Consider the following 20,871-nt stretch of genomic DNA (forward strand, 5'->3'; position numbering starts at 1 on the left):
TCTCGTTGCTCACCCGCTCTCAGACGCCCCTGCGCGGTGCCGGCGGCAGCGCGGCCGGGACGTGGCGCATCGTCCCGGTGCCGTGCGGGCCGAGCTGGCCGACGCGCTGCCACGGCGACTGCTGGCCGGGCCGGGTGCTGTGGGCGCCCAGGCCGTAGGCGCTGTAACCCCGGCCGCGGGACATGTTCCCGAACCCGGTGAACTCCAGCTCCTCCTCGCCGCTGCGATCCCCCGGCAGCGAGCGGAAGGACCTGACGTACTCGGCGTAGAGCGCGTCGTAGATCGGCGTGGCCGAGGGGCCACCGTGGCGGTGGGAGGAGTCGTATGCGTGCACGTATGTCCAAACGACCCCGGGCCGGAAGGGATGCGGCCGGGAGGGCGGTCACCCGCGCTCGGTGATCAGGTCCCTGCCAGGGGCAACGCGGCGGCGACCAGCTGTCCGTTGGCCGCCGCCTTGTCCAGCGCGTCGCGCAGCAGGTCCTCCCGGGGCTGCCGGCCGATCGTCCCGACCGGCGCCGCGAACATCAGCACCTGCTGCTGCTTGTTGGCCGCCGTGCGCCAGCCCTCGGTGACCTGGAGGGGCTGGTGCGCCTGCCACCAGGCGACCGGCCGTCCGCCGTTGGTCCCGGGCTGGAGCACCGCGTGCAGCTGGCCCATGGCGAGCAGCACCGACCAGCCGTGCAGCACGGTGGGGGCGGTGGACAGCGCGACGACCGGCATGAAGCCCTGTTCGATCAGCAGCGGCAGGAAGTCGTCGCCGCGGCCGGTGGTGCCCGGCCGCACGATGGGGGCGGTCGGCTCGACCACGAGGGCCGGGTGCAGCTCGTCGGCGATCAGGACGAGTCCGCTGGTCACGCCCAGCACGGCCTGCTCGGCCGCGGCCGGCTGCGGCTGCGGGCGGGCGGAGTCGCCGGTGATGGACTTCACGGCCCCCTGGAGCTGCTCCTCGGTGACCTTGACGACCTGTGAGGGCAGGCAGCCGGCGTGGGCGAAGGCGAGAACGGCGGTCTCGTCGCCGACGAAGAGAACGGTGCTGGTGCGCTCCTGCTCGCAGTCGCCCGGAGTGCGGCAGGACGTGCAGTCGTAGCTGCCCGGGGCGGACTCCCCGGCGAGCAGGCGGTCGGCTTCTTCGTCGCCGATCTCGGCGCGTACGTCGTCGCTGACGTCGAGCATGCGCGGCACGGGTGGCTCCCTCGGGATGCGGTGCGTGACCGGGCCGGGTGGCTCCCGGCCCGCGGTCCGGGTGGGTCCCCGGCTCATGCAGAAGACAACGGGCGATCCGCGGCGGGAGTCACGCCCCGAGACGAACGGAATCGAACCGCCCGGCACCGGAGCCGGGCGGCCGCGACGACGCTCGGGTCGCCGTCAAGAGCCGTTGCTTGCAGGGGAGTTGCCGAGGAAGAGGGAGCCGAAGGTCGCTGCATCGGCAGGTCGACAAATCAGGAAATCAGCGAATGAACCGGGTGGCAGAAAAGAGTCGGCCCTCGGCATGTGCACCGCGCCCGGACCGGCGTGTCGCCGCATGTCGTGACCGCATCGCAATCGGACGCGGACAACCAGAAGAGTGGGTTCCGGGTCTGACCGGACGAGGAGAGAGACGGACGGACCCGGACAGACGCGGGGAGGAACCGCACCGCATGACGTCGCAGACCCCGTCGGCCGCCCCGCTGCGCGCCGACTGCATCGCCGACTCCGCGGGCGGTCTGACCTTCGACGTCGCCGCGCACGACCCCATGGGCACGGCCCACCTGCTCCTGCGCCGCAGCGACGCCGATGCCGCCGAGGAGACCGTCGGCCTGCCGCTCGCCCCGGCCGCCGAGGGCCGGCTGCGCGCAGCGCTGCCCAGCAGCGTCTGTCTGCCCGAGGGCCGCTGGGACGCCTACGCGCGCATCTCCGACGGCGTTCCGCGGCGCCTGGTCCCCGGCGTCACCGACCTGCGCTCCCTCGCCGACCGCACCCCGAGCGGTCTGCTCGGCCACGTCGCCGTCCGCATCCCGTACGCCACCCGCCAGGGCAACCTCACCGTCCGCAGCTGGCTGCGCGCACCCCACGCCGAGACGACCGAGCTGCACCTCGCGGACGACGGGCTGAGCGTACGGGGACGGGTCTACGGCACCCCTCTCACCGCCGGGGCCCACGCCGAGCTGCGAACCCGGCCCGGCGCGGGCGAGGACGGCGTGCGCCGGCTCGGCCTGACCGCCGACCGGGCGGAGTTCCGGCTCCGGATCGCCTACGACGCCCTCGCGCCGGGCCGGTGGGACCTGTGGCTGCGGCCCGCCGGGGAGCCGGGTCCCGCCGTGCGCGTCGCCCGGCTGCTGGACGACATCGCCGACAAGGAGCCCGTCCTGCTCTTCCCGCGCGTGCGCGTGGACACGCGGCGCGGCCCCGTGGAGGCCGGCCCCTGCTACACGGCGGACAACGACCTGTCGGTGTCCGTCACCGCGCCGGCCGACTGACGATCGCGGACACGGGCTGTCCGCGACCACTGGCAGACTCGCCCGCATGCTCGAGACCTCGGCACGACTGCTGCGCCTGCTCTCCCTCCTCCAGGCCCACCGTGAGTGGTCCGGCACCGCCCTGGCCGACCGGCTCGGCGTCTCCCCGCGCACCGTGCGCCGGGACGTGGACCGGCTGCGCGAGCTCGGCTACCCGGTCAACGCCAGCCCCGGCACCGGCGGCGGCTACCAGCTGGGCGCGGGTGCCGAGCTGCCGCCGCTGCTCCTGGACGACGACGAGGCGGTCGCGGTCGCCGTCGGGCTGCGCACGGCCGCCGGACAGGGCATCGAGGGCATCGACGAGACCTCCGTGCGCGCCCTCGCCAAGCTGGAACAGGTGCTGCCGGACCGGCTGCGCCGCCGCGTGGGCGCCCTCAACGCCTTCACCGTGCCGATGCTGCGCGGCCCGCTGCCCTCCGCGGTGGACCCGGCCGTCCTCACCGAGCTGGCGCATCTGTGCCGGGACGGCGAACGGCTGCGCTTCGCGTACCGGGGTCACGACGGCGCCGAGACCCGCCGTGCCGTCGAGCCGTACCGGCTCGTGTGTTCCGAGCGGCGCTGGTACCTGGTCGCCTTCGACCTGGACCGCGCGGACTGGCGCACGTTCCGGGTGGACCGCATCACCCCGAAGCCGCCGCACGGCCCCCGCTTCACCCCGCGTGAGCCGCCCGCCGACGACCTGGCCGCGTACGTCTCCGAGGGAGTCTCCACGCGTGTGTACGCCGCGCGGGCGGTCGTACGGCTGCTGGTGCCCCTGGAGCAGGCCGCGGAGCGGATCTCACCGACCGTCGGGGTGCTGGAGGCGGAGGGCGAGGACAGCTGCGTCCTGCGCACCGGCGCGGCGAGCCTGGACGTCATGGTGGTGCACCTGATGATGACGGGCTTCGACTTCGAGGTGCTGGAGCCCGCCGGGCTGACCGAGGTGATGAGGGCGGCCCACGACCGGCTCGGGCGCTCCCTCGCCCGGTCCACGGCGTCCGCGCCGGGCACGGGGAACATGTGAGCAAAGGGTGTGTTTCCTGTGTCGATATCCGATCGCCGCATGTCCGTTCCGGCTCGCCCGAAAGAAAGAGAACGCAGTCGCCGGGGCGCTTCGGCTTCTTTTTCCGTTCGCATATTCGAGGGGTCGGAGCGTCGCACGGGAATTGCCCGGCCGCGCTCACAGAAGCTGTTGGGAAGCGTCCATCCGGGTGACGGAGTTCGACCAAAACGCACCCCGTGGTCCTGTGACAGAAATGTGACCGTAGGGGCCTGTGTGGCTCCTGATACGGGCCTGGGCTTCCCCGCCCGTGGGGCAGGGCATAGCGTGGTGACATGCCACCGATTCCGACACCCCCCACCGAACCCCAGGACAGTCCGGACGCCTACGTGGGCCTCGATTCCGGTGCGGCCGAACGGCTCGCGCGCGAGCGGGGCTGGTCGACGGTGCGGTCGCTGGCGCCCGGGACCGTCATCACCATGGAGTACCGCGTGGGCCGGCTCAACTTCGAGGTGAAGGACGGCCGCGTGGCCCGCGCCTGGAAGGGCTGACACACGCCGACGGCCCCGGCCCTCCTGTGCGGAGAGCCGGGGCCGTCGTGCTGCGGGGGAGAGGCTGTGCGTACCGGCCCCCGCGGGCCCGTGGGGGTGGTCAGCCGCCGGACAGGGGCCGTGCCGCCGGGGCCGTGCTGCGCGGATGCCGGTCGGAGTGCGGCGGGCGGCGGCTGCCCGCCGGGGTGACCGGCGTGCGGTCCGAGCGGGCCGTGTGCGGGCCCGGGGCCAGGTACGCCGGGGCCCGGGTGGTGCGGGGCGCCGCGACCGGCTCGCGCGCCGGGGCCTCCTCCCGGCCGGGCACGGGGTGCGCGAGCACCACGGGAGCGGCGACCGGCTCCTTCGCCGGCCGCGTACGGCCGCGCCGGGCGGACCACCGGTCCCGCAGGCCGAGGATCGCGGCCTCGGTGCGCCCGATCAGCGGCTCGAACCACGGCAGCGCCAGCAGGATCAGCAGTCCCGCCGTCCAGCCGAGGAGCACGTCGCTGAGCCAGTGCGTACCGAGGTAGACGGTGGACATCCCGACCCCGAGGGAGGTGACCGCCGACAGTGCCGACAGCCAGCGCCGCGCCCTCGGCGTCGATGCCAGATAGGCCAGGATTCCCCAGGTGACCACGGCGTTCGCGGTGTGACCGCTCGGAAATATATCGCCGCCGAGCCACATCTCGTTCGCGCCGACCGTGGTCGCGTAGTGCGGCCCCAGCCGGCCCATGCCGATCTTGGCGGCACCGACGGTGACGTTGAGCAGCAGCAGGGAGGCGCCGAGCGCGAGCAGCGGCCGCAGGGTGTGCTGGCGCCAGGACCGCCAGCCGAGCCAGGCCGCGACCATCACCGCCGTGGGGCCGCGCTGGCCGAGGACCACGTAGTAGTCGACGAACGCGTGGATCTCGGGCCACTGCTGGTAGGGCCGGAAGAACATGACCTGCCAGTCGAGCCGGACCAGCCACGAGGTGATCAGCACGGCCCACACGATCGCGATATAGAACGCGAGGGTGCCGGAGAACAGCGCGATGCGGTGCCGGCTCATCACCGGCACATCTAGGTGGGCCGGTCGTTCCGGCTCCCGGTCGAGTCTCGCGAACACCCGGTCCAGACGGGTGAGGTTCCGTTCGGTACGCACCCAATCGACGTTACAGCGAGTGAGGAGTGATCCTTGCCGAAACAACGGCTTTGTGATGACGATGTGATGTGGGATTCCTCTCAGGAGTGGTCTTTTCCCGAGGAATCCGCAATCCGGCCCCGCTGTGGGCTTCAATTCCTTTGATCGGCCCGGTCGACGGTTTTATCGTGCTTATGAATTCGTTAACCGAATGCTGGTACGCAATTTCCCCGGCGCTCATCGGACGAACGGGGCGGTCAGGGCGGACCGGAGCCGTTCAGCCAGAACGCCCCGTACCCGGCCGAGACGACGGCGACCCCCGCGACCACCAGCGCCGACCTGGAGCTTCGCAGCCTGGCCAGGGCCAGGGCGAGCGGCAGCAGCAGGGGGAAGGCGGGCAGCAGCAGCCGGGGCTTCGAGCCGAAGTAGCTCGACGCGCACAGGGCGAGCGCCGTGACGATCCCCGAGTACACCAGCAGCGCGAGCGGCTGGCGCTGCCGTACACAGACGACGTACAGCCACAGCACGAGGGCGACCCCGGCGATCAGCCCGACGCCCGCCAGGGCCGACGGGAACGACGTGAGTTTCCCGCCGACGAACCGGGCGAAGGACACGCCGCCGTCGAAGCCGTTGCGCCAGCCCGCCTGGACGTCGAGATAGCCGAGCGGGCCCTGACCGGTGCGGTGGCCGACCCACAGCACGTAGCCGGCGGCGCCCAGGGGCGCGAGGAGCATGCCGAGCACGCGCCGCACGCCCTCGGTGGGGGCGCGCTCCGGAGAAAGGGCGCCGCGCACGGCGGTGCCGCTCCTGCTTCGCCCGAATGCCGCGATCGCGGCCACCCACACCGCCGCCGTCACCGCGAGCCCCACCGGCCGAGTCAGCCCGGCCAGCGCGGCCAGCGCCCCCGCCGTCACCCAGCGCCCGGTCAGCACCGCGTACAGCGACCAGGCGGCGAGCGCGGTGAACAGTGACTCGCTGTACGCCATCGACTGCACGATCCCCACCGGCAGCACGGCCCACAGCACCGCCGCGCACACCCCCGCCCGGCGGCCGTACACATGATCCGCCACCGCGAAGATCCCCCAGGCCGCGGCGAGCGAGGCGAGCAGACTCACCACGAAGCCCGCGTCGGCGTACGACAGCGGACCCGCGGCCGCGCCCAGCCGCTCCAGCCAGGGGAGCAGGGGGAAGAAGGCCAGGTCGGAGTGGATGTCGCCGTTGGGTAGGCGCACCTCGTAGCCGTATCCCCCCTCGGCGACCCTGGAGTACCAGAGAGAGTCCCAGCGGGCGGTCAGCAGGGTGTACGCGCTCTTGTCGCGCGCGGCGCTCCACAGGGCCAGGACGAGCAGGCCCAGGGCGCGGACGGCCGCGTAGCCGAGGAGCGCCGGGGCGGCCCGGCGCAGGGCTCCGGGGCGGCCCGCCACCACGCGCGTTTCAAGATCGGTCACGGGCCCGATTATCCGCTGGGCACCCGGCGGGGCGGCCGGCCGGGGGCGGCGACCCCGCCGGTGCCCGGCAGGCGCGGTGGCGCACACCACACAGGTCACCCGGGATGTGTGAGCTCGACCACGCGGGTGTGCGACGGACTCGCGTACGCTGGCGAGTCACTCGCGTTCCGTTGCACGGCCCGGAGGCCCCGCTCCTCTCCGGCCGAGCCGCCGGGGAGTCCCCACCCCGCGCAGCCCGCCGGACGCGAGGGAACATCTTGGAGGTACGTGCATGTCCGGGACGACCACGGCTGCCGCCACGCTGCGCCGCCGGGCTGCCGGGGCCGGCGCCAACCGCTGGGTGGTCCTCGTGGTCCTCTGCGTCAGCCTGCTGCTCGTCGCCGTCGACGCCACCGTCCTGCACGTGGCGGTCCCCGCCGTCACGGAGGACCTGAGGCCCGGCGCGATCGAACTGCTCTGGATCGTCGACGTCTATCCCCTCGTCTGCGCCTCGCTGCTGATCCTCTTCGGCACGCTGGGCGACCGGGTCGGCCGCAGACGGATCCTGCTCCTCGGGTACGCCCTCTTCGGTGTCGCCTCCGCGCTGGCGGCCCTCGCCGAGGGCGCCCAGGTCCTGATCGCGGCCCGGGCGCTGCTCGGCGTCGGCGGCGCGATGATCATGCCGGCGACGCTGTCGATCCTGCGCCAGGTCTTCCCCGACCGGCGGGAGAGGGCGCTGGCCATAGGCATCTGGAGCGCCGTGGCCGCGGTGGGCGCGGCGGTCGGGCCGCTGCTCGGCGGCTTCCTGCTGGAGCACTTCTGGTGGGGCTCGGTGTTCCTCGTCAACATTCCGCTGATGCTGGTCAGCCTGCCGATGGGGCGTCTGCTGCTGCCCGAGTCGAAGGGCGACGGCACCGGGCCCTGGGACGTCGTCGGCGCGCTGATGGCGGCGGCCGGGCTGTTCGGGGTCGTCCTGGGCGTGAAGCGGCTCGGCGGCGGTGAGCCGGTGGCGAGCCTGCTCACCGTGGTGCCGCTGGTGGTGGGCGCGGCCCTGCTGACCGGCTTCGTACGGCGGCAGCGGCGCCGGACGCATCCGCTGGTGGACCTGCGGATGTTCCGGCGGCCGGCGTTCAGTACGTCGGTGGGCTGCATCGTGCTGGCCATGCTGGCGCTGGTGGGGCTGGAGCTGATCGCGGCCCAGTACTTGCAGCTGGTGCTCGGGCTGTCACCGCTGGAGACCGGGCTGCGGCTGCTGCCGCTGACCTTCGCGGCGATGGCGGCGGGCCTGGCGGGCGCGCGTCTGCTGCGGCGGTTCGGGCCGCGCCGGATGGTGTGCGCCGGGTTCTGTCTGACGGCGGTGGCGGTGGTCCTGCTGACGGCGATGGGCCGGGCGGACAACTGTGCGCTGATGCTGTCCGGGTTCGTGCTGCTCGGCTTCGGTCTGGAGACGACGCTGTTCGGGGCGTACGAGTCGATGCTGAGCGAGGCGCCGCAGGAGCAGTCCGGCGGGGCGGCGGCGATCGGCGAGACGTCGTACCAGCTGGGCGCCGGGATCGGGATCGCGCTGCTGGGCACTGTGATGAACGCGGCGTACGCGCCCGGACTGACCGGGGGTGTCGCCGGGGTGCCGGCGTCGGCGTCGGTGGCGGCGGGGCATTCGCTGGGGGAGGCGTACGAGGTTGCTGCGCAGCTGGGGGGACCTGCGGGGTTCGCCTTGCGGCGGGCTGCGGGTGATGCGTTCGTGCATGGGCTGCATGTGACGTTGCTGGTGAGCGCGGGGTTGTTGTTGCTGGGGGCGGTGATGGCGTTGCGGTTGCCGCGGGTGATGCAGTGCGAGGGGGAGGCGGTGACGGTGCCCGCGCCTCGGGACGCCGTGGAGTCACGCGTCTCGGTGTGACCGGCTGAAGGGGCACTGGCCGCGGGCGATGCGTGGGTGGGTGAGCATGGTGGACGTAGGAGGCGGCGCGTCGTAACGTCGGCATGCGACCGTGACTAGCAGTGCTAGTTTTATCTGCCCCGGAGGGTGTCCCATGGCCTCGTCCCCCAAGTTGCCCGCGTTCGACCCCGTCGATCCCCTCGGCATCGACGACCTGCTGGAGCCGGAGGACCTGGCGATCCGGGACACCGTGCGGGGCTGGGCCGCCGACCGCGTGCTGCCGCACATCGCGGACTGGTACGAGAAGGGCGAGCTGCCCGGCATCCGGGATCTCGCCCGCGAGCTCGGCTCCATCGGCGCGCTCGGCATGTCGCTGGAGGGCTACGGCTGCGCCGGCGCGACGGCCGTGCAGTACGGGCTGGCCTGTCTCGAGCTGGAGGCGGCCGACTCCGGCATCCGCTCGCTGGTCTCCGTGCAGGGCTCCCTCGCCATGTACGCCATCCACCGCTTCGGCAGCGAGGAGCAGAAGCAGGCCTGGCTGCCGCGGATGGCCGCCGGCGAGGTCATCGGCTGCTTCGGGCTGACCGAGCCCGACCACGGTTCCGACCCCGCGAACATGCGCACCCACGCCAAGCGCGACGCCGGGGGCGACTGGGTGCTCAACGGCCGCAAGATGTGGATCACCAACGGGTCCGTGGCCGGCGTCGCCGTGGTGTGGGCGCAGACGGAGGAGGGCGTCCGCGGGTTCGTGGTGCCGACCGACAGCGCCGGTTTCTCCGCCCCCGAGATCAAGCACAAGTGGTCCCTGCGGGCCAGCGTCACCAGTGAGCTCGTCCTCGACGACGTACGGCTGCCCGCCGACGCCGTGCTGCCGGAGGTCACCGGCCTGCGCGGACCGCTCAGCTGTCTCTCCCACGCCCGCTACGGCATCGTCTGGGGCGCGATGGGAGCGGCCCGCAGTTCCTTCGAGGCGGCCCTGGAGTACGCGAAGTCGAGGGAGCAGTTCGGGCGGCCCATCGGCGGATTCCAGCTGACCCAGGCCAAGCTCGCCGACATGGCGGTCGAACTGCACAAGGGGATTCTGCTCGCCCACCACCTCGGGCGGCGCATGGACGCCGGCCGCCTGCGTCCCGAGCAGGTCAGCTTCGGCAAGCTCAACAACGTGCGCGAGGCCATCGACATCTGCCGCACGGCCCGCACGATCCTCGGCGCCAACGGGATCTCCCTCGAATATCCCGTGATGCGGCACGCGACGAACCTGGAATCGGTGCTCACCTACGAGGGCACCGTGGAGATGCACCAGCTGGTGCTGGGCAAGGCGCTCACCGGACTCGACGCCTTCCGGTGAGGCGCGGGCGGGGGCGGGGCCGTGGTGCGCGGCCCCGCCTCAGCTCTGGTTGAAGAAACCGTCCGACCGGTGCGCGGCCGGATCGCCGCTGATCACCTGGGTGTCCGCCGGGCTCAGCAGGAACACCCGGGTGGAGACCCGCTCGATCGAACCCCGCAGGCCGAAGATCAGCCCGGCCGCGAAGTCCACGACGCGCTTGGCGTCGCCGGCCTCCATCGCCGTCAGGTTCATGATGACCGGGACACCTTCCCGGAACAGCTCGCCGATGGCCCGCGCGTCCCGGAAGCTGTCCGGGGTGACCGTGCCGATCCGGCGGCCCCTCTCCTCGGCGACGTCCGAGGCCACCTTCACCCGCGGGTCCGTGACCCAGGCGTCCGGGGACTCGGTGCCCTCGGAGTAGTCGTCGTCGTAGTAGCGCTCGTCATCGTTGTCGTCGACGAGGCCGAGCCACGCACTCGCCTTGCGTACCGATCCCATGGACGCCTCCTCTCACAGCGGTCTTTCGTGCCTTCCGCATCCCTATGGTCATCCATGATGCGGACGTCGCGCCAAGTGGATAGACGCCGCGCGGGGGGTTTGTGACGGTACTGGTGCACAGCGAATCCGTCGAGAGTCCTTGTGTCCCAAGGGTCGTTTCCCAAACGGATGCTGACTGTGAGTGAAATATGATTCTTCCCGGCGGACGGGTGAGAGAGGGTGCGTACGGGTGAAAGCGGCTGTCGGTACGATGCCGCAGCTCAGCGTCGTACGAACCCACGGGGGAGTGTCGTGTTCGGAATCGTCAGGCCATGCAGGCACCGGCTCGGAGAGAACCTCACCAGCCAGTGGATGGCGCATTTGTGCGGGCTGTGCCTCGCGCTGCGCAAGGACCACGGACAGTTCGCGCGGATCGTGACGAACTATGACGGGCTGCTCATATCGGTATTGACGGAGGCTCAGGCCGAGCGGGGCGGCGCGGGCGCCGGCCGGCGCACGGCGGGGCCGTGCCCGTTGCGCGGGATGCGCACCGCGTCCGTCGCGCACGGTGAGGGCGCCCGGCTCGCGGCGGCCGTCTCCCTGGTGCTGGCCTCGGCGAAGGTGCGCGACCATGTCGCGGACGGCGACGGACTGCTGGCCCGGCGGCCGGTGGCCCGCGCCGCCCGCCGGGTCGCCGCCGGCTGGGACGCGGCCGGGCATCGCAGCGGCGGTGCCGTCGGGTTCGACACCGCCGTCCTGGTCGACGCCGTGGACCGGCAGGTCGGCATCGAGGTGCTCGCCGGGCCCGGGACACCGCTCCTCACCGTCACCGAGCCGACCGAGACCGCGACCGCCGCCGCGTTCGCCCACACCGCCCACCTCGCCGGACGGCCGGACAACGCCGCACCGCTCGCCGAGGCGGGGCGCCTGTTCGGGCGGCTCGCCCATCTCCTGGACGCCGTGGAGGACCAGGAGACCGACGCCGCGTCGGGCGCCTGGAACCCGCTCACCGCCACCGGCACCCCGCGCACGGAGGCCCGCCGGCTGGCCGACGACGCCGTGCACGGGATACGGCTGGCGCTGCGCGAGGTCGCCTGGGGGTCCGGGGTCTCCCCGGAAGGACACAGCACCGACGGCCGGCTGGTGCACCGGCTGCTGGTGCACGAGTTGGGCACCTCCGTCGACCGCGCCTTCGGCACCCCCTCCTGCGCGCACGGCAGCCACCCGTACGCCCCGCCCGGCGCACCGGGCGGTCCCGGTGCGCCGGTGCCTCCGGAGCCGCCGCGCCGCGACCGGCGGGGCCTGCTCGCGGGGTGCGCCGTGTGGCTGGGGCTGGCCTGCACGTGCCAGATGTGCTGCGGCACGTTCGAGGATCCCTGGAGCAGGCAGCGCAGGGAAGGGCTGTGCCAGAGCTGCGGTGACTGCTGCGACTGTTGTGACTGCTGCAGCAACTGCGGCAACTGCTGCGGTGACGACGGGTGCTGCTGCGACGGCTGCGGGTGCGACTGCTGAGAGGCCGTCAGTCCTTCAGCTCGGGGGGCGAGATCTCGGACCTGGGGATCGCCGACTCCGTCGTCCCCCACTTCTTCAGGATCCTGTCGTACGTCCCGTCGGCGATGAGCCCGTTCACCGCGGCCTGGAGGGCGGGCGCCAGCTTCGACCCCTTCCTGAGGGCGAAGCCGACGTCCAGGCGGTGGAACTCGTTCAGGAACTTCAGGCCCTGCTGGTGCGCGACCGCGTAGCGCAGGCCGTTGATCGTGGACATCACGACGTCGCTGCGGCCCTGCTGGAGGGACGACCACAGGGCGCCGGGCTCGCTGTAGGTCTGCACCTCGTAGGCCTTCTTCCCGGCGTCCGTGCACCGGTGCCTGTTCTCCTCCAGGGTGGCCTCGAAGGTGGTGCCGGCGCCGGTCGCCACCTTGAGGCCGCACAGCTGCGCGAGGTCGGTGACCTTCGACAGGTCGCTGTCCTCGCGGGCGGCGAAGCCCTGGCCGTCGTTGATGTAGGTGACGAAGTCGATCGTCTTGCGCCGCTCCTCGGTCACACCGAAGTTCGCGGCGCCGACGTCGTACTTGCCGCTGTCCAGGGCGGGGAGGATCGCCTCGAAGGACGCCTGCTCGGTCTTGAGCCGGATGCCGAGCGCCTTGGCGACGGCGTGCGCGAAGTCGACGTCCTGGCCGGTCAGCGTCTTGCCGTCGGTCAGGTAGGTGGTGCCGGGCGGGGTACCGCCGACGCTGACGGCGAGGGTGACGCCGTCGGTGCCGGGCGGCAGCAGTTTCACGGCGGCAGGGTTCTTCTCGACGCCTGAGACGACGTCCGTGGTGGGGATCGCGTCGGAGCCGGCCGCCGCACCCGCGACGTCGCCGGCGGGATCACCCGAGCCGCACGCGGTGAGGAGCAGCGCCGCCGAGGCGATCAGGGCAAAAGGTGTGAAGAGTCTTTTTCGGGCACGCGTGGGCGTACGCATGTCAGTGGTCTCCTGAGAGCGGAAGAAGGCAGAAGGGCGGCACGAGGGGAGGGGTGCGCGTGTGAAGGCGAAGGCGGTGAAGAGAAGACGGGAAACCCGAAGAGCCCCGACGGAGTCAGGCGATCAGGGCAGGCAGGGGGGTCGGCTCAACAGGAACAGGACCACACTCGACCGAAGTCGATGTGGGAGCGCGTGACCAGCCACTGCTGTGGATGCATGGGCCAAGTGGAACAGGCATCCGGTTCCGCGTCAACGACTTGAGACGCGCGGCTCACAGTGTGGACAGCCTTGACAGCGCACCGAAACCGCCCCGTACTCTCGGCGCACGGCTCTGCTGAGGGGCTCGGCCGTGTGAAGGCACCACCCACCGTGTCCGACTGACTCGATGTCACGGAGCCTTCGCATGTCCTCCGACACCCTCGACCGACCCGCCGCCGTACCGGACGCCCCGGACAAGGCGGACGTCCCGCGGATCGTTCCGCAACGCCGCATCGGCCAGTGGACGGCCGCCGTCGCCGTCCTCGTCCTCCTCGGACTGGCCGTCAATTCCGTCCTGCGCAACGACGCCTTCCAGTGGGACGTCGTCGCCGACTACTTCACCTCCGACGCCGTCCTGCGCGGCCTGTGGCTCACCCTCTGGCTGACCGCCGTCGTCATGGTCCTCGGCTTCGCGCTCGGCACGCTGCTCGCCGCGTTCCGGCTCTCCGCCAACCCCGTGCTGCGCGCGGTGAGCTGGGGCTACGTATGGCTGTTCCGGTCGATACCGATCCTGGTGCAGCTCCTGCTGTGGTTCAACATCGGGGCCCTGTACCCCCAGGTCCTCGGCGTGAAGACCGTCGACCTGCTCGGCCCGGTCACCGTCGCGATCATCGGCCTGACCCTGCACGAGGCCGCGTACGCCGCCGAGGTGGTGCGCGGCGGCATCCTCTCCGTGGACCGGGGTCAGATCGAGGCCGCCCAGGCGCTCGGCCTCGGCCGGTGGCGCCGGTGGCGGCGGATCGTGCTCCCGCAGGCGATGCGCTCCATCGTGCCCCCGGCCGGCAACATGCTGATCGGCACCCTCAAGGGCACCTCCATCGTCAGCGTCATCGCCGTCCAGGACCTGCTCTACTCGGTCCAGCTCGTCTACCACCGCACCTACCAGGTCATCCCCCTGCTGATGGTGGCCACCGTCTGGTACACCGTCGTCACCTCGGTGCTCGGCGTCGGCCAGTACTACGTCGAGAAGCACTACGCACGCGGCACGGAGCACACCCGATGACCCGGCCCGCGCTGGTGATCGTCGGCGCCGGACCGCGCGGCACCGGCCTGCTGGAACGCATCGCCGCCAACGCGCCCGAGCTGTACGGCGATTCCGGCCTCGACATCCACCTGGTGGACCCGCACCCGCCGGGCGCCGGGCGTATCTGGCGCGAGGAGCAGTCACCGCTGCTGTGGATGAACTCGCACGCCGAGGACGTCACCATGTTCACCGACGAGACGGTGGAGATGGCCGGTCCCGTGAAGCCGGGCCCCACCCTGCACGAGTGGGCGGGCCTCCACGGCCGCACCTTCGCCGGCCGCCGGGTGCAGGGCGCGTACCTGCGCTGGGCGTACGAGCGTGCCGTGGCCGGCCTGCCCCCGGGCTTCGTGGTGTACCACCACGCCCGGCGCGCGGTGCGGGTCGACGGTCCGCGCGAGGGACGCCAGCGCGTGTGGCTCCAGGGCCGGACCCTCCCCCTCCTCGCCGACCTGGTCGTCCTCACCCTCGGCCACCTCGACGCCGAACCCGACGACGAGCAGCGGGACCTTGCGGCGTACGCCCGCACCCACGGCCTCGTCCACCTCCCGCCGGACTTCACCGCCGACAGCGACCTGTCCGCGCTGCGCCCCGGCGAACCCGTCCTCGTCCGCGGCTTCGGGCTGGCCTTCGTCGACCTGATGGTGCTGCTGACCGAGGGCAGGGGCGGACGGTACGACGGCGACACGTACGTGCCGTCCGGGCGGGAGCCGGTGCTGTACGTCGGCTCGCGGCGCGGAGTGCCGTACCACGCCAAGATCGGCTACGACTGGACCGGCGACCGGCCCCCGCTGCCGCGGTTCTTCGGACCCGCCGAGGTCGACGCGCTGCTCGCCCGGCCGGAGGGCTTCGACTTCCGGCGGGACGTGTGGCCGCTGGTCGAGAAGGAACTCGGCTTCGCCCACTACCACCGGCTGTTCACCGCCCATCCCGAGCGGGTGACCCTCGCCTGGCCCGCCTTCGAGGCCCGCTTCGCCGCCGCGGACCGGGCCGGACGCGCCGGCCTCGTCGCCGCCGCCGTGCCCGACCCCGCCGACCGGCTCGACCTCACCGCCCTCGACCGGCCTCTCGACGGGGTGCGCTACGGCACGCCCGACGAGCTCCAGGAGGGGCTGCGCCGGTACGTCGAGGACGACCTGCGGCGTCGTCACGACCCGGAACACAGCCCCGACCTGGCCGTCTTCCTCGCCCTGCTCTCCGTCTACGGGCAGCTGGTCCGGCTCGGCGACGTCGGCGGCTGGTGGCACGGCTTCTTCAGCTACCTCGCCTCCGGCCCACCCGCCCCCCGGCTGCGGCAGCTGCTCGCGCTGTCCCGGGCCGGCGTGGTGCGCTTCCTGGGCGCCGGCATGACCGTCACCGCCGGGGACGGTGTCTTCCGCGCGTCCGGCGCGAGCGTGCCCGGCTCCGTCGTGGAGGCCCGGGCCCTGGTCGAGGCGCGGCTGCCGCACCCCACCGTCGAGCGGGCCCGCGACCCGCTGCTGCGCGCCCTGCACACCGACGGCGCCGCCGCCACCCCCGACGGGCTGCTGGCCGTCGACCGCGCCGACGGGCGGGTCCTGGAACGCACCGGCCGGCCGCACCCGCGGCGGTTCGCGCTCGGCCCGCACACCGACGCCCGCGGTTCCGGCGCGTTCACCCGGCCCCGCACCGGCGGGGTGGCGTTCCGGCAGAACGACGCCACCGCACGGGCCGTGCTGGCGTTCCTGCACACCCCCACCGGTCCCGCGACGGACCACCGCCCCCGGCTCGAGGAGTCCACGCGATGAGCGTCATGGTCGACATCAGGTCCGTCCGCAAGAGCTTCGGCGCCCTGGAGGTCCTCAAGGGCATCGACCTCACCGTGCGCAGCGGCGAGGTCACCGTGGTCCTCGGCCCGTCCGGATCCGGCAAGTCCACGCTGCTGCGCACCGTCAACCACCTGGAGAAGGTCGACCGGGGCGCGGTCACCGTGGACGGCGCCCTGATCGGCTACCGGCGCACCGGCGACCGGCTGCGCGAGCTGCCCGAGCGCGAGGTGCTCAGGCAGCGCACCCGGATCGGCTTCGTCTTCCAGAACTTCCACCTCTTCCCGCACCTGACGGTCCTGGAGAACATCACCGAGGCGCCGGTCTCCGCGCTGAAACGGCCCCGCCGCGAGGCCGCCGAGGCCGCGCGCCGGCTGCTGGACCGGGTGGGCCTCGCCGACAAGGCGGACGCCTACCCACGGCACCTGTCGGGCGGCCAGCAACAGCGGGTGGCCATCGCGCGGGCGCTGGCCCTGGAGCCCAAGCTGCTCCTGTTCGACGAACCGACGTCGGCGCTCGACCCCGAACTGGTCGGTGAGGTCCTCGACGTCATCAAGGGCCTGGCGCGACAGGGCACGACCATGATCGTCGTCACGCACGAGATCGGCTTCGCCCGCGAGGTCGCCGACACCGTGGTGTTCATGGACGACGGACGCATCGTCGAGCAGGGCCCGCCCGGGGACGTACTGGACCACCCGCGGCACGCGCGCACCCGGGCGTTCCTCTCCAAGGTCCTCTGACCGCCGCCCTCCGCTCCGCCACACCCCCTGACACCCGCTTGCCGGAAAGGGTTCTTCCGCATGACCTCATCCCACGACCGGCGCCGGCTGCACCTGGCCGCCGCCCTCGACCAGCGGTCGGTGTACGACGCCGGTTCCCACGTGGACGCGGCGCGGCTCGCCGAACGCGGTGCGCTCGACTTCGTGACCCTGGACGACGGCTTCGGTCGTCCCGGCCCCGACGCGCTCGCCGTCCTGTCCCGGGTCGCACCCGCCACACGGCGCGTCGGCCTGGTCCCCACCGTCACCACCACGCACACCGAGCCCTTCCACGTCCAGGCCGCCGTGGCCACCCTCGACTGGGTCAGCCGCGGCCGGGCCGGCTGGCGGATCGGGGTGTCGGCCACCGAGGGCGAGGCCCGTCTCTTCGGCCGCCGCCACGCCGCACCCGCCGAGGCCCTGTGGCAGGAGGCCGGCGAGGCCGCCGACGTGGCGGCGCGGCTGTGGGACAGCTGGGAGGACGACGCCGAGATCCGGGACGTGGCCACCGGCCGCTTCGTGGACCGGGACAAGCTGCACCACGTCGACTTCACCGGCACCCACTTCTCGGTCAAGGGCCCCTCCATCGTGCCGCGGCCCCCGCAGGGCCACCCCGTCCGCGTCGTCGACGCCACCGAGGCGCCCGCCCGTGCGGTCGCCGCCCGGTACGCCGACGTGGCCCTCGTCCGCACCGCGCGTCCCGCCGAGGCCGCCGCCGCGCGGGCCGAGCTGCGGGCCTCGGCCGCCGCCCACGGCCGCGACCCGGACGCCCTGCGCGTCCTCGCCGCCCTGGACGTCGACCTCGGGGACGGCGAGTACGCGGCCGAGCCCGGCCACGGCGGGGGCGGACCCCGGCCCACCCCGCGCGGCCCGCTGTACCGCGGCGGCCCCGTCGACCTGGCGGAACTCATCGCCGCATGGCACCGGGACGGCACCGTCGACGGCTTCCACCTCACCCCGGCCGAGCCGCGCCGCGACCTGGAACGGCTCGTCAACGGCACCGTCCCCCTGCTCCAGCACCGGGGCCTGTTCCGCACCTTCTACCCGGGCAGCACGCTCCGGGACCACCTGGGCCTGAGCCGGCCCGCCAACCGGTACGCCGTCGCGGCCACCGCGGGAGGAGCGTCATGACCGCACGCAGGACGATGCACCTCGCCGCCCACTTCCCCGGCGTCAACAACACCACCGTCTGGGCCGATCCCCGCTCGGCCTCGCAGATCGAGTTCGCCTCCTTCGAGCACCTCGCCCGCACCGCCGAACGCGGCCTGTTCGACTTCTTCTTCCTCGCCGAGGGGCTGCGGCTGCGCGAGCACAAGGGCCGCATCCACGACCTGGACGTGGTCGGCCGCCCCGAGTCCCTGACCGTGCTGAACGCGCTCGCCGCCGTCACCGAGCGCCTGGGCCTGGCCGCCACGGTCAACGCCACCTTCAACGAGCCCTACGAACTCGCCCGCCGGCTCGCCACCCTGGACCACCTCAGCGGCGGCCGGGCGGCCTGGAACGTGGTCACCTCCTCCGACGCCTTCACCGGCGAGAACTTCCGGCGCGGCGGCTACCTGGACCGGTCCGAGAGGTACACGCGCGCCGCCGAGTTCGTGGCGACCGCCCGGGAACTGTGGGACTCCTGGACCCCGGACGGCACCCCCCGCCCCTTCGCCCACCACGGGCGGCACTTCGACATCGCGGGCGAGTTCACCCTGCCCCGCGCGCCGCAGGGGCACCCGGTGGTGATCCAGGCGGGCGACTCCGGCGAGGGCCGGGAGTTCGCCGCGTCCTCGGCCGACGTGATCTTCACCCGGCACGGCACCCTGGAGGCCGGCCGCGCCTTCTACGCCGACGTCAAACGGCGCCTGGCGAGGTACGGCCGGCGCCCGGACGACCTCAAGATCATGCCCGGCGTCACCGTCGTCCTCGGGGACACCGCCGCCGAGGCACGGGAGCGCGCCGAGGAGATCCGCCGGCAGCAGGTCTCCCCGCAGACCGCGATCCTGACGCTGGAGCAGATCTGGGGCGTCGACCTGTCCGCGTACGACCCCGACGGGCCGCTGCCCGACATCGATCCGGTGCCGGACCCGCAGCTCAGCCAGGGGCGGACCCGGCAGGGCGACAGCACGGCGATCGCCGAGAAGTGGCGGGCCCTGGCGCAGGAGAAGGGGCTGTCCATCCGGCAGACCGTGATCGAGGCGGGTGCCCGGCAGTCCTTCGTCGGCACCCCCGAGGCGGTCGCCGCCGAACTGGAGGCGTTCGTGGCGCGGGACGCCGCCGACGGCTTCATCCTCGTACCGCATCTGACCCCCGGCGGACTCGACGAGTTCGTGGACCGGGTGGTGCCGTTGCTTCAGGAACGCGGCGCGTTCCGTACCGAGTACGAGGGCGCCACCCTGCGCTCGCACCTCGGTCTGGCCGAGCCGGTATGGAAGGGTTGATCCATGACGACGGACGCATCCGACGAGTGGAAGCGCTGGCACGAGCAGCGCGTGGCGACGGTGTCGGCGCCCTACGGGCCGCTCGCGCTGACCGGCACGCACTGGCTGGAGGACCATCCGGACGGGCGACTCCCGGGCATCCCGGGCACCTGGGCGGCGGACGGCGACGCCGTGGTGCTGACGGCCGCCGGGGCGGACGGGCTGACCGTGGACGGCCGGCCCCTGGACGGCGAGGTACGGCTCACGGCCGACGCGGGACCGGCGAGCGCGGCCCGGGTGGCCCACGGCGAACGGCGGCTGGTCGTCCTCCTCCGCGAGGGCGCCTGGGGCGTGCGCGACTTCGACCCGGCCGCCGAAGCGAGGCGCGCGTTCCGCGGCATCGTGGCCACCCCCTACGATCCGCGCTGGTCGGTGCCGGGGCGCTTCACGCCGTACGACACCGGGCGGCGCAGTGTGCGGGTGCCGAACGCGGACGGGCGGGAGCGCGGGCTCGGCCTCGGCGGGGAACTGGCCTTCGACCTGGGCGGCAGGCGGCACACGCTCCAGGTGTCCGTGGAGGAGGACGGCTCGCTGTGGGCCGTGTTCGCGGACGCCACCAGCGGGAGCACCAGTTACCGCTTCCGGTTCCTGCGCCCGGCCGCCCCGGACGCCGAGGGGCGCACGACGGTCGACCTCAACCGCGCGCTGCTGCCGCCGTGCGCGTTCGCCGACCACTTCATCTGCCCCTTCCCGCCGCCGGGGAACACGCTGGAGGCCGGGATCGAGGCGGGGGAGCGCGAACTGCTCTGACCTCGCACGGGGGTTGGTGGCGGCGGCCGGGCGGTGGTTGAAGTCCGAAAGGCACCCTTGCGCCGACCGGCCGTTCGGCCGAATACTCCAACCTCAGCGCTTGTCAGGGGCACGGCGTGTCCGGAACCCGGACGCCCGTCCTCTGGCTGCGCCTCACGGGCCCCAACCCCACGAGAGGGCCCCCTACTTCCCCCGTGGAGGAACGAAAAGTGAGGATCAAGCGCACCAACCCCCGCAGCGGCATCTCGAGACGGACCCGGCTGATCGCCGTATCCACCGGCCTCGTGGCCGCGGCCGCGATCGCGGTCCCCAGCGCGAACGCGTCCGACAGCACCCCCGCCACCTTCAGCGGCGCGGAGCTCCAGAGCGCCGGCAGCGCCGTGCTCCAGGCCGACGTCCCCGGCACCGCCTGGGCCGTGGACGCCAAGTCCGGCCGGGTGCTCGTCACCGTCGACAGCACGGTCACCCAGGCCGAGATCGCGAAGATCAAGGAACAGGCCGGCGACAAGGCCGGCGCCCTCACGATCAAGCGCACCCCCGGCACGTTCAACAAGCTCATCCAGGGCGGTGACGCCATCTACGCGAGCAGCTGGCGCTGCTCCCTCGGCTTCAACGTCCGTGCGAGCAACGGGACCGAGTACTTCCTGACCGCCGGCCACTGCACCGACGGCGCGGGCACCTGGTACTCCAACTCCGGGCGCACCTCGGTCATCGGTTCGACGGCCGGCTCCAGCTTCCCGGGCAACGACTACGGCATCGTCCGGTACTCGGGCTCCGTCAGCAGGCCCGGTACGGCGAACGGCGTGGACATCACCCGCGCGGCCACCCCGAGCGTGGGTACCACGGTCATCCGTGACGGCTCCACGACCGGCACCCACAGCGGCCGGGTCACCGCGCTGAACGCCACCGTCAACTACGGCGGCGGCGACATCGTCTCCGGGCTGATCCAGACCACGGTCTGCGCCGAGCCCGGTGACTCCGGCGGCCCGCTCTACGGCAGCAACGGCACCGCCTACGGCCTGACCTCCGGCGGCAGCGGCAACTGCTCCTCCGGCGGCACGACGTTCTTCCAGCCGGTCACGGAGGCTCTGAGCGCCTACGGCGTCAGCGTCTACTGAGACCGTCCCACAGCGCAGC

Annotated in this window: 19 protein-coding genes; 13 read left to right on the forward strand and 6 right to left on the reverse strand. The window is 72.9% G+C overall.

Going from position 1 to position 20,871, the window contains the following annotated elements:
* Positions 1 to 19: 19 nt before the first annotated feature.
* Both IEZ05_RS13915 and IEZ05_RS13920 read right to left on the reverse strand, forming a co-directional pair.
* Complete coding sequence (locus IEZ05_RS13915) at positions 20 to 334, reverse strand: hypothetical protein (protein ID WP_189230398.1); 315 nt, start codon at positions 332 to 334, stop codon at positions 20 to 22.
* A gap of 65 nt (positions 335 to 399) precedes the next feature.
* Positions 400 to 1,182, reverse strand: coding sequence for a hypothetical protein (locus IEZ05_RS13920; RefSeq protein WP_189230399.1), 783 nt, complete (start codon positions 1,180 to 1,182; stop codon positions 400 to 402).
* Between the two features lie 455 nt (positions 1,183 to 1,637).
* Here IEZ05_RS13920 and IEZ05_RS13925 point away from each other — a divergent pair, with 455 nt between their 5' ends.
* From IEZ05_RS13925 to IEZ05_RS13935, 3 genes are all read left to right on the forward strand, one after another.
* Entirely contained in the window at positions 1,638 to 2,456 is an 819-nt protein-coding gene (locus IEZ05_RS13925; protein ID WP_189230400.1) for a hypothetical protein, read from the forward strand.
* 46 nt (positions 2,457 to 2,502) lie between these two features.
* On the forward strand, positions 2,503 to 3,498 hold the full coding sequence (locus IEZ05_RS13930) for a helix-turn-helix transcriptional regulator (RefSeq protein WP_189230401.1): 996 nt from the start codon (positions 2,503 to 2,505) through the stop codon (positions 3,496 to 3,498).
* Positions 3,499 to 3,809: 311 nt separating this feature from the next.
* Positions 3,810 to 4,025 carry an I78 family peptidase inhibitor gene (locus tag IEZ05_RS13935; RefSeq protein WP_189230402.1) on the forward strand — a complete coding sequence of 72 codons (216 nt, stop codon included), beginning with the start codon at positions 3,810 to 3,812 and terminating at the stop codon, positions 4,023 to 4,025.
* Positions 4,026 to 4,125: 100 nt separating this feature from the next.
* Here the strand turns inward: IEZ05_RS13935 and IEZ05_RS13940 are convergent, their stop codons facing one another.
* Positions 4,126 to 5,145: a phosphatase PAP2 family protein gene (locus IEZ05_RS13940; RefSeq protein WP_189230403.1), complete on the reverse strand. Its 1,020-nt coding sequence runs from the start codon at positions 5,143 to 5,145 to the stop codon at positions 4,126 to 4,128.
* Between the two features lie 236 nt (positions 5,146 to 5,381).
* Positions 5,382 to 6,572: a mannosyltransferase family protein gene (locus IEZ05_RS13945; RefSeq protein ID WP_189230404.1), complete on the reverse strand. Its 1,191-nt coding sequence runs from the start codon at positions 6,570 to 6,572 to the stop codon at positions 5,382 to 5,384.
* Positions 6,573 to 6,843: 271 nt separating this feature from the next.
* Between IEZ05_RS13945 and IEZ05_RS13950 the strand changes: the two genes are divergently transcribed.
* Together IEZ05_RS13950 and IEZ05_RS13955 are read left to right on the forward strand one after the other, a co-directional pair.
* Positions 6,844 to 8,448 (forward strand): MFS transporter, encoded by a 1,605-nt coding sequence (locus tag IEZ05_RS13950; RefSeq protein WP_189230405.1) that lies wholly within the window; start codon positions 6,844 to 6,846, stop codon positions 8,446 to 8,448.
* Between the two features lie 133 nt (positions 8,449 to 8,581).
* Entirely contained in the window at positions 8,582 to 9,775 is a 1,194-nt protein-coding gene (locus tag IEZ05_RS13955; RefSeq protein WP_189230406.1) for an acyl-CoA dehydrogenase family protein, read from the forward strand.
* A 39-nt stretch (positions 9,776 to 9,814) separates the two neighbouring features.
* Here the strand turns inward: IEZ05_RS13955 and IEZ05_RS13960 are convergent, their stop codons facing one another.
* Positions 9,815 to 10,252, reverse strand: coding sequence for a cell division protein SepF (locus IEZ05_RS13960; RefSeq protein WP_189230407.1), 438 nt, complete (start codon positions 10,250 to 10,252; stop codon positions 9,815 to 9,817).
* Between the two features lie 291 nt (positions 10,253 to 10,543).
* On the opposite strand from IEZ05_RS13960, the gene IEZ05_RS13965 reads away from it, so the two are divergent.
* The gene (locus tag IEZ05_RS13965; protein ID WP_189230408.1) at positions 10,544 to 11,743 is read left to right on the forward strand and encodes a DUF5685 family protein; all 1,200 of its coding nucleotides are present in this window, start codon (positions 10,544 to 10,546) and stop codon (positions 11,741 to 11,743) included.
* Positions 11,744 to 11,750: 7 nt separating this feature from the next.
* On the opposite strand, the gene IEZ05_RS13970 is transcribed toward IEZ05_RS13965, so the two are convergent.
* Positions 11,751 to 12,698 carry an ABC transporter substrate-binding protein gene (locus tag IEZ05_RS13970; protein ID WP_189230409.1) on the reverse strand — a complete coding sequence of 316 codons (948 nt, stop codon included), beginning with the start codon at positions 12,696 to 12,698 and terminating at the stop codon, positions 11,751 to 11,753.
* 403 nt (positions 12,699 to 13,101) lie between these two features.
* Here IEZ05_RS13970 and IEZ05_RS13975 point away from each other — a divergent pair, with 403 nt between their 5' ends.
* The 7 genes from IEZ05_RS13975 (at position 13,102) to IEZ05_RS14005 (ending at position 20,852) form a co-directional block, all read left to right on the forward strand.
* Positions 13,102 to 13,959 carry an amino acid ABC transporter permease gene (locus IEZ05_RS13975; RefSeq protein WP_189230410.1) on the forward strand — a complete coding sequence of 286 codons (858 nt, stop codon included), beginning with the start codon at positions 13,102 to 13,104 and terminating at the stop codon, positions 13,957 to 13,959.
* Positions 13,956 to 15,743, forward strand: a complete 1,788-nt coding sequence (locus tag IEZ05_RS13980; protein ID WP_189230411.1) for an FAD/NAD(P)-binding protein — start codon at positions 13,956 to 13,958, stop codon at positions 15,741 to 15,743. Before IEZ05_RS13975 ends, IEZ05_RS13980 begins: the two co-directional genes overlap by 4 nt.
* Positions 15,740 to 16,501 carry an amino acid ABC transporter ATP-binding protein gene (locus IEZ05_RS13985; protein WP_308426930.1) on the forward strand — a complete coding sequence of 254 codons (762 nt, stop codon included), beginning with the start codon at positions 15,740 to 15,742 and terminating at the stop codon, positions 16,499 to 16,501. Before IEZ05_RS13980 ends, IEZ05_RS13985 begins: the two co-directional genes overlap by 4 nt.
* 60 nt (positions 16,502 to 16,561) lie before the next feature.
* Positions 16,562 to 17,650 carry an LLM class flavin-dependent oxidoreductase gene (locus IEZ05_RS13990; protein WP_189230412.1) on the forward strand — a complete coding sequence of 363 codons (1,089 nt, stop codon included), beginning with the start codon at positions 16,562 to 16,564 and terminating at the stop codon, positions 17,648 to 17,650.
* Positions 17,647 to 18,945 carry an NtaA/DmoA family FMN-dependent monooxygenase gene (locus IEZ05_RS13995; protein ID WP_189230413.1) on the forward strand — a complete coding sequence of 433 codons (1,299 nt, stop codon included), beginning with the start codon at positions 17,647 to 17,649 and terminating at the stop codon, positions 18,943 to 18,945. Before IEZ05_RS13990 ends, IEZ05_RS13995 begins: the two co-directional genes overlap by 4 nt.
* Positions 18,946 to 18,948: 3 nt before the next feature.
* Positions 18,949 to 19,734 carry a DUF1684 domain-containing protein gene (locus IEZ05_RS14000; protein ID WP_189230414.1) on the forward strand — a complete coding sequence of 262 codons (786 nt, stop codon included), beginning with the start codon at positions 18,949 to 18,951 and terminating at the stop codon, positions 19,732 to 19,734.
* A 209-nt stretch (positions 19,735 to 19,943) separates the two neighbouring features.
* Positions 19,944 to 20,852: a S1 family peptidase gene (locus IEZ05_RS14005; RefSeq protein WP_189230415.1), complete on the forward strand. Its 909-nt coding sequence runs from the start codon at positions 19,944 to 19,946 to the stop codon at positions 20,850 to 20,852.
* Positions 20,853 to 20,871 lie beyond the last annotated feature (19 nt).

The sequence above is a fragment of the Streptomyces flaveolus genome (genome assembly GCF_014648815.1).
Classification (GTDB): Bacteria; Actinomycetota; Actinomycetes; order Streptomycetales; family Streptomycetaceae; genus Streptomyces; species Streptomyces flaveolus.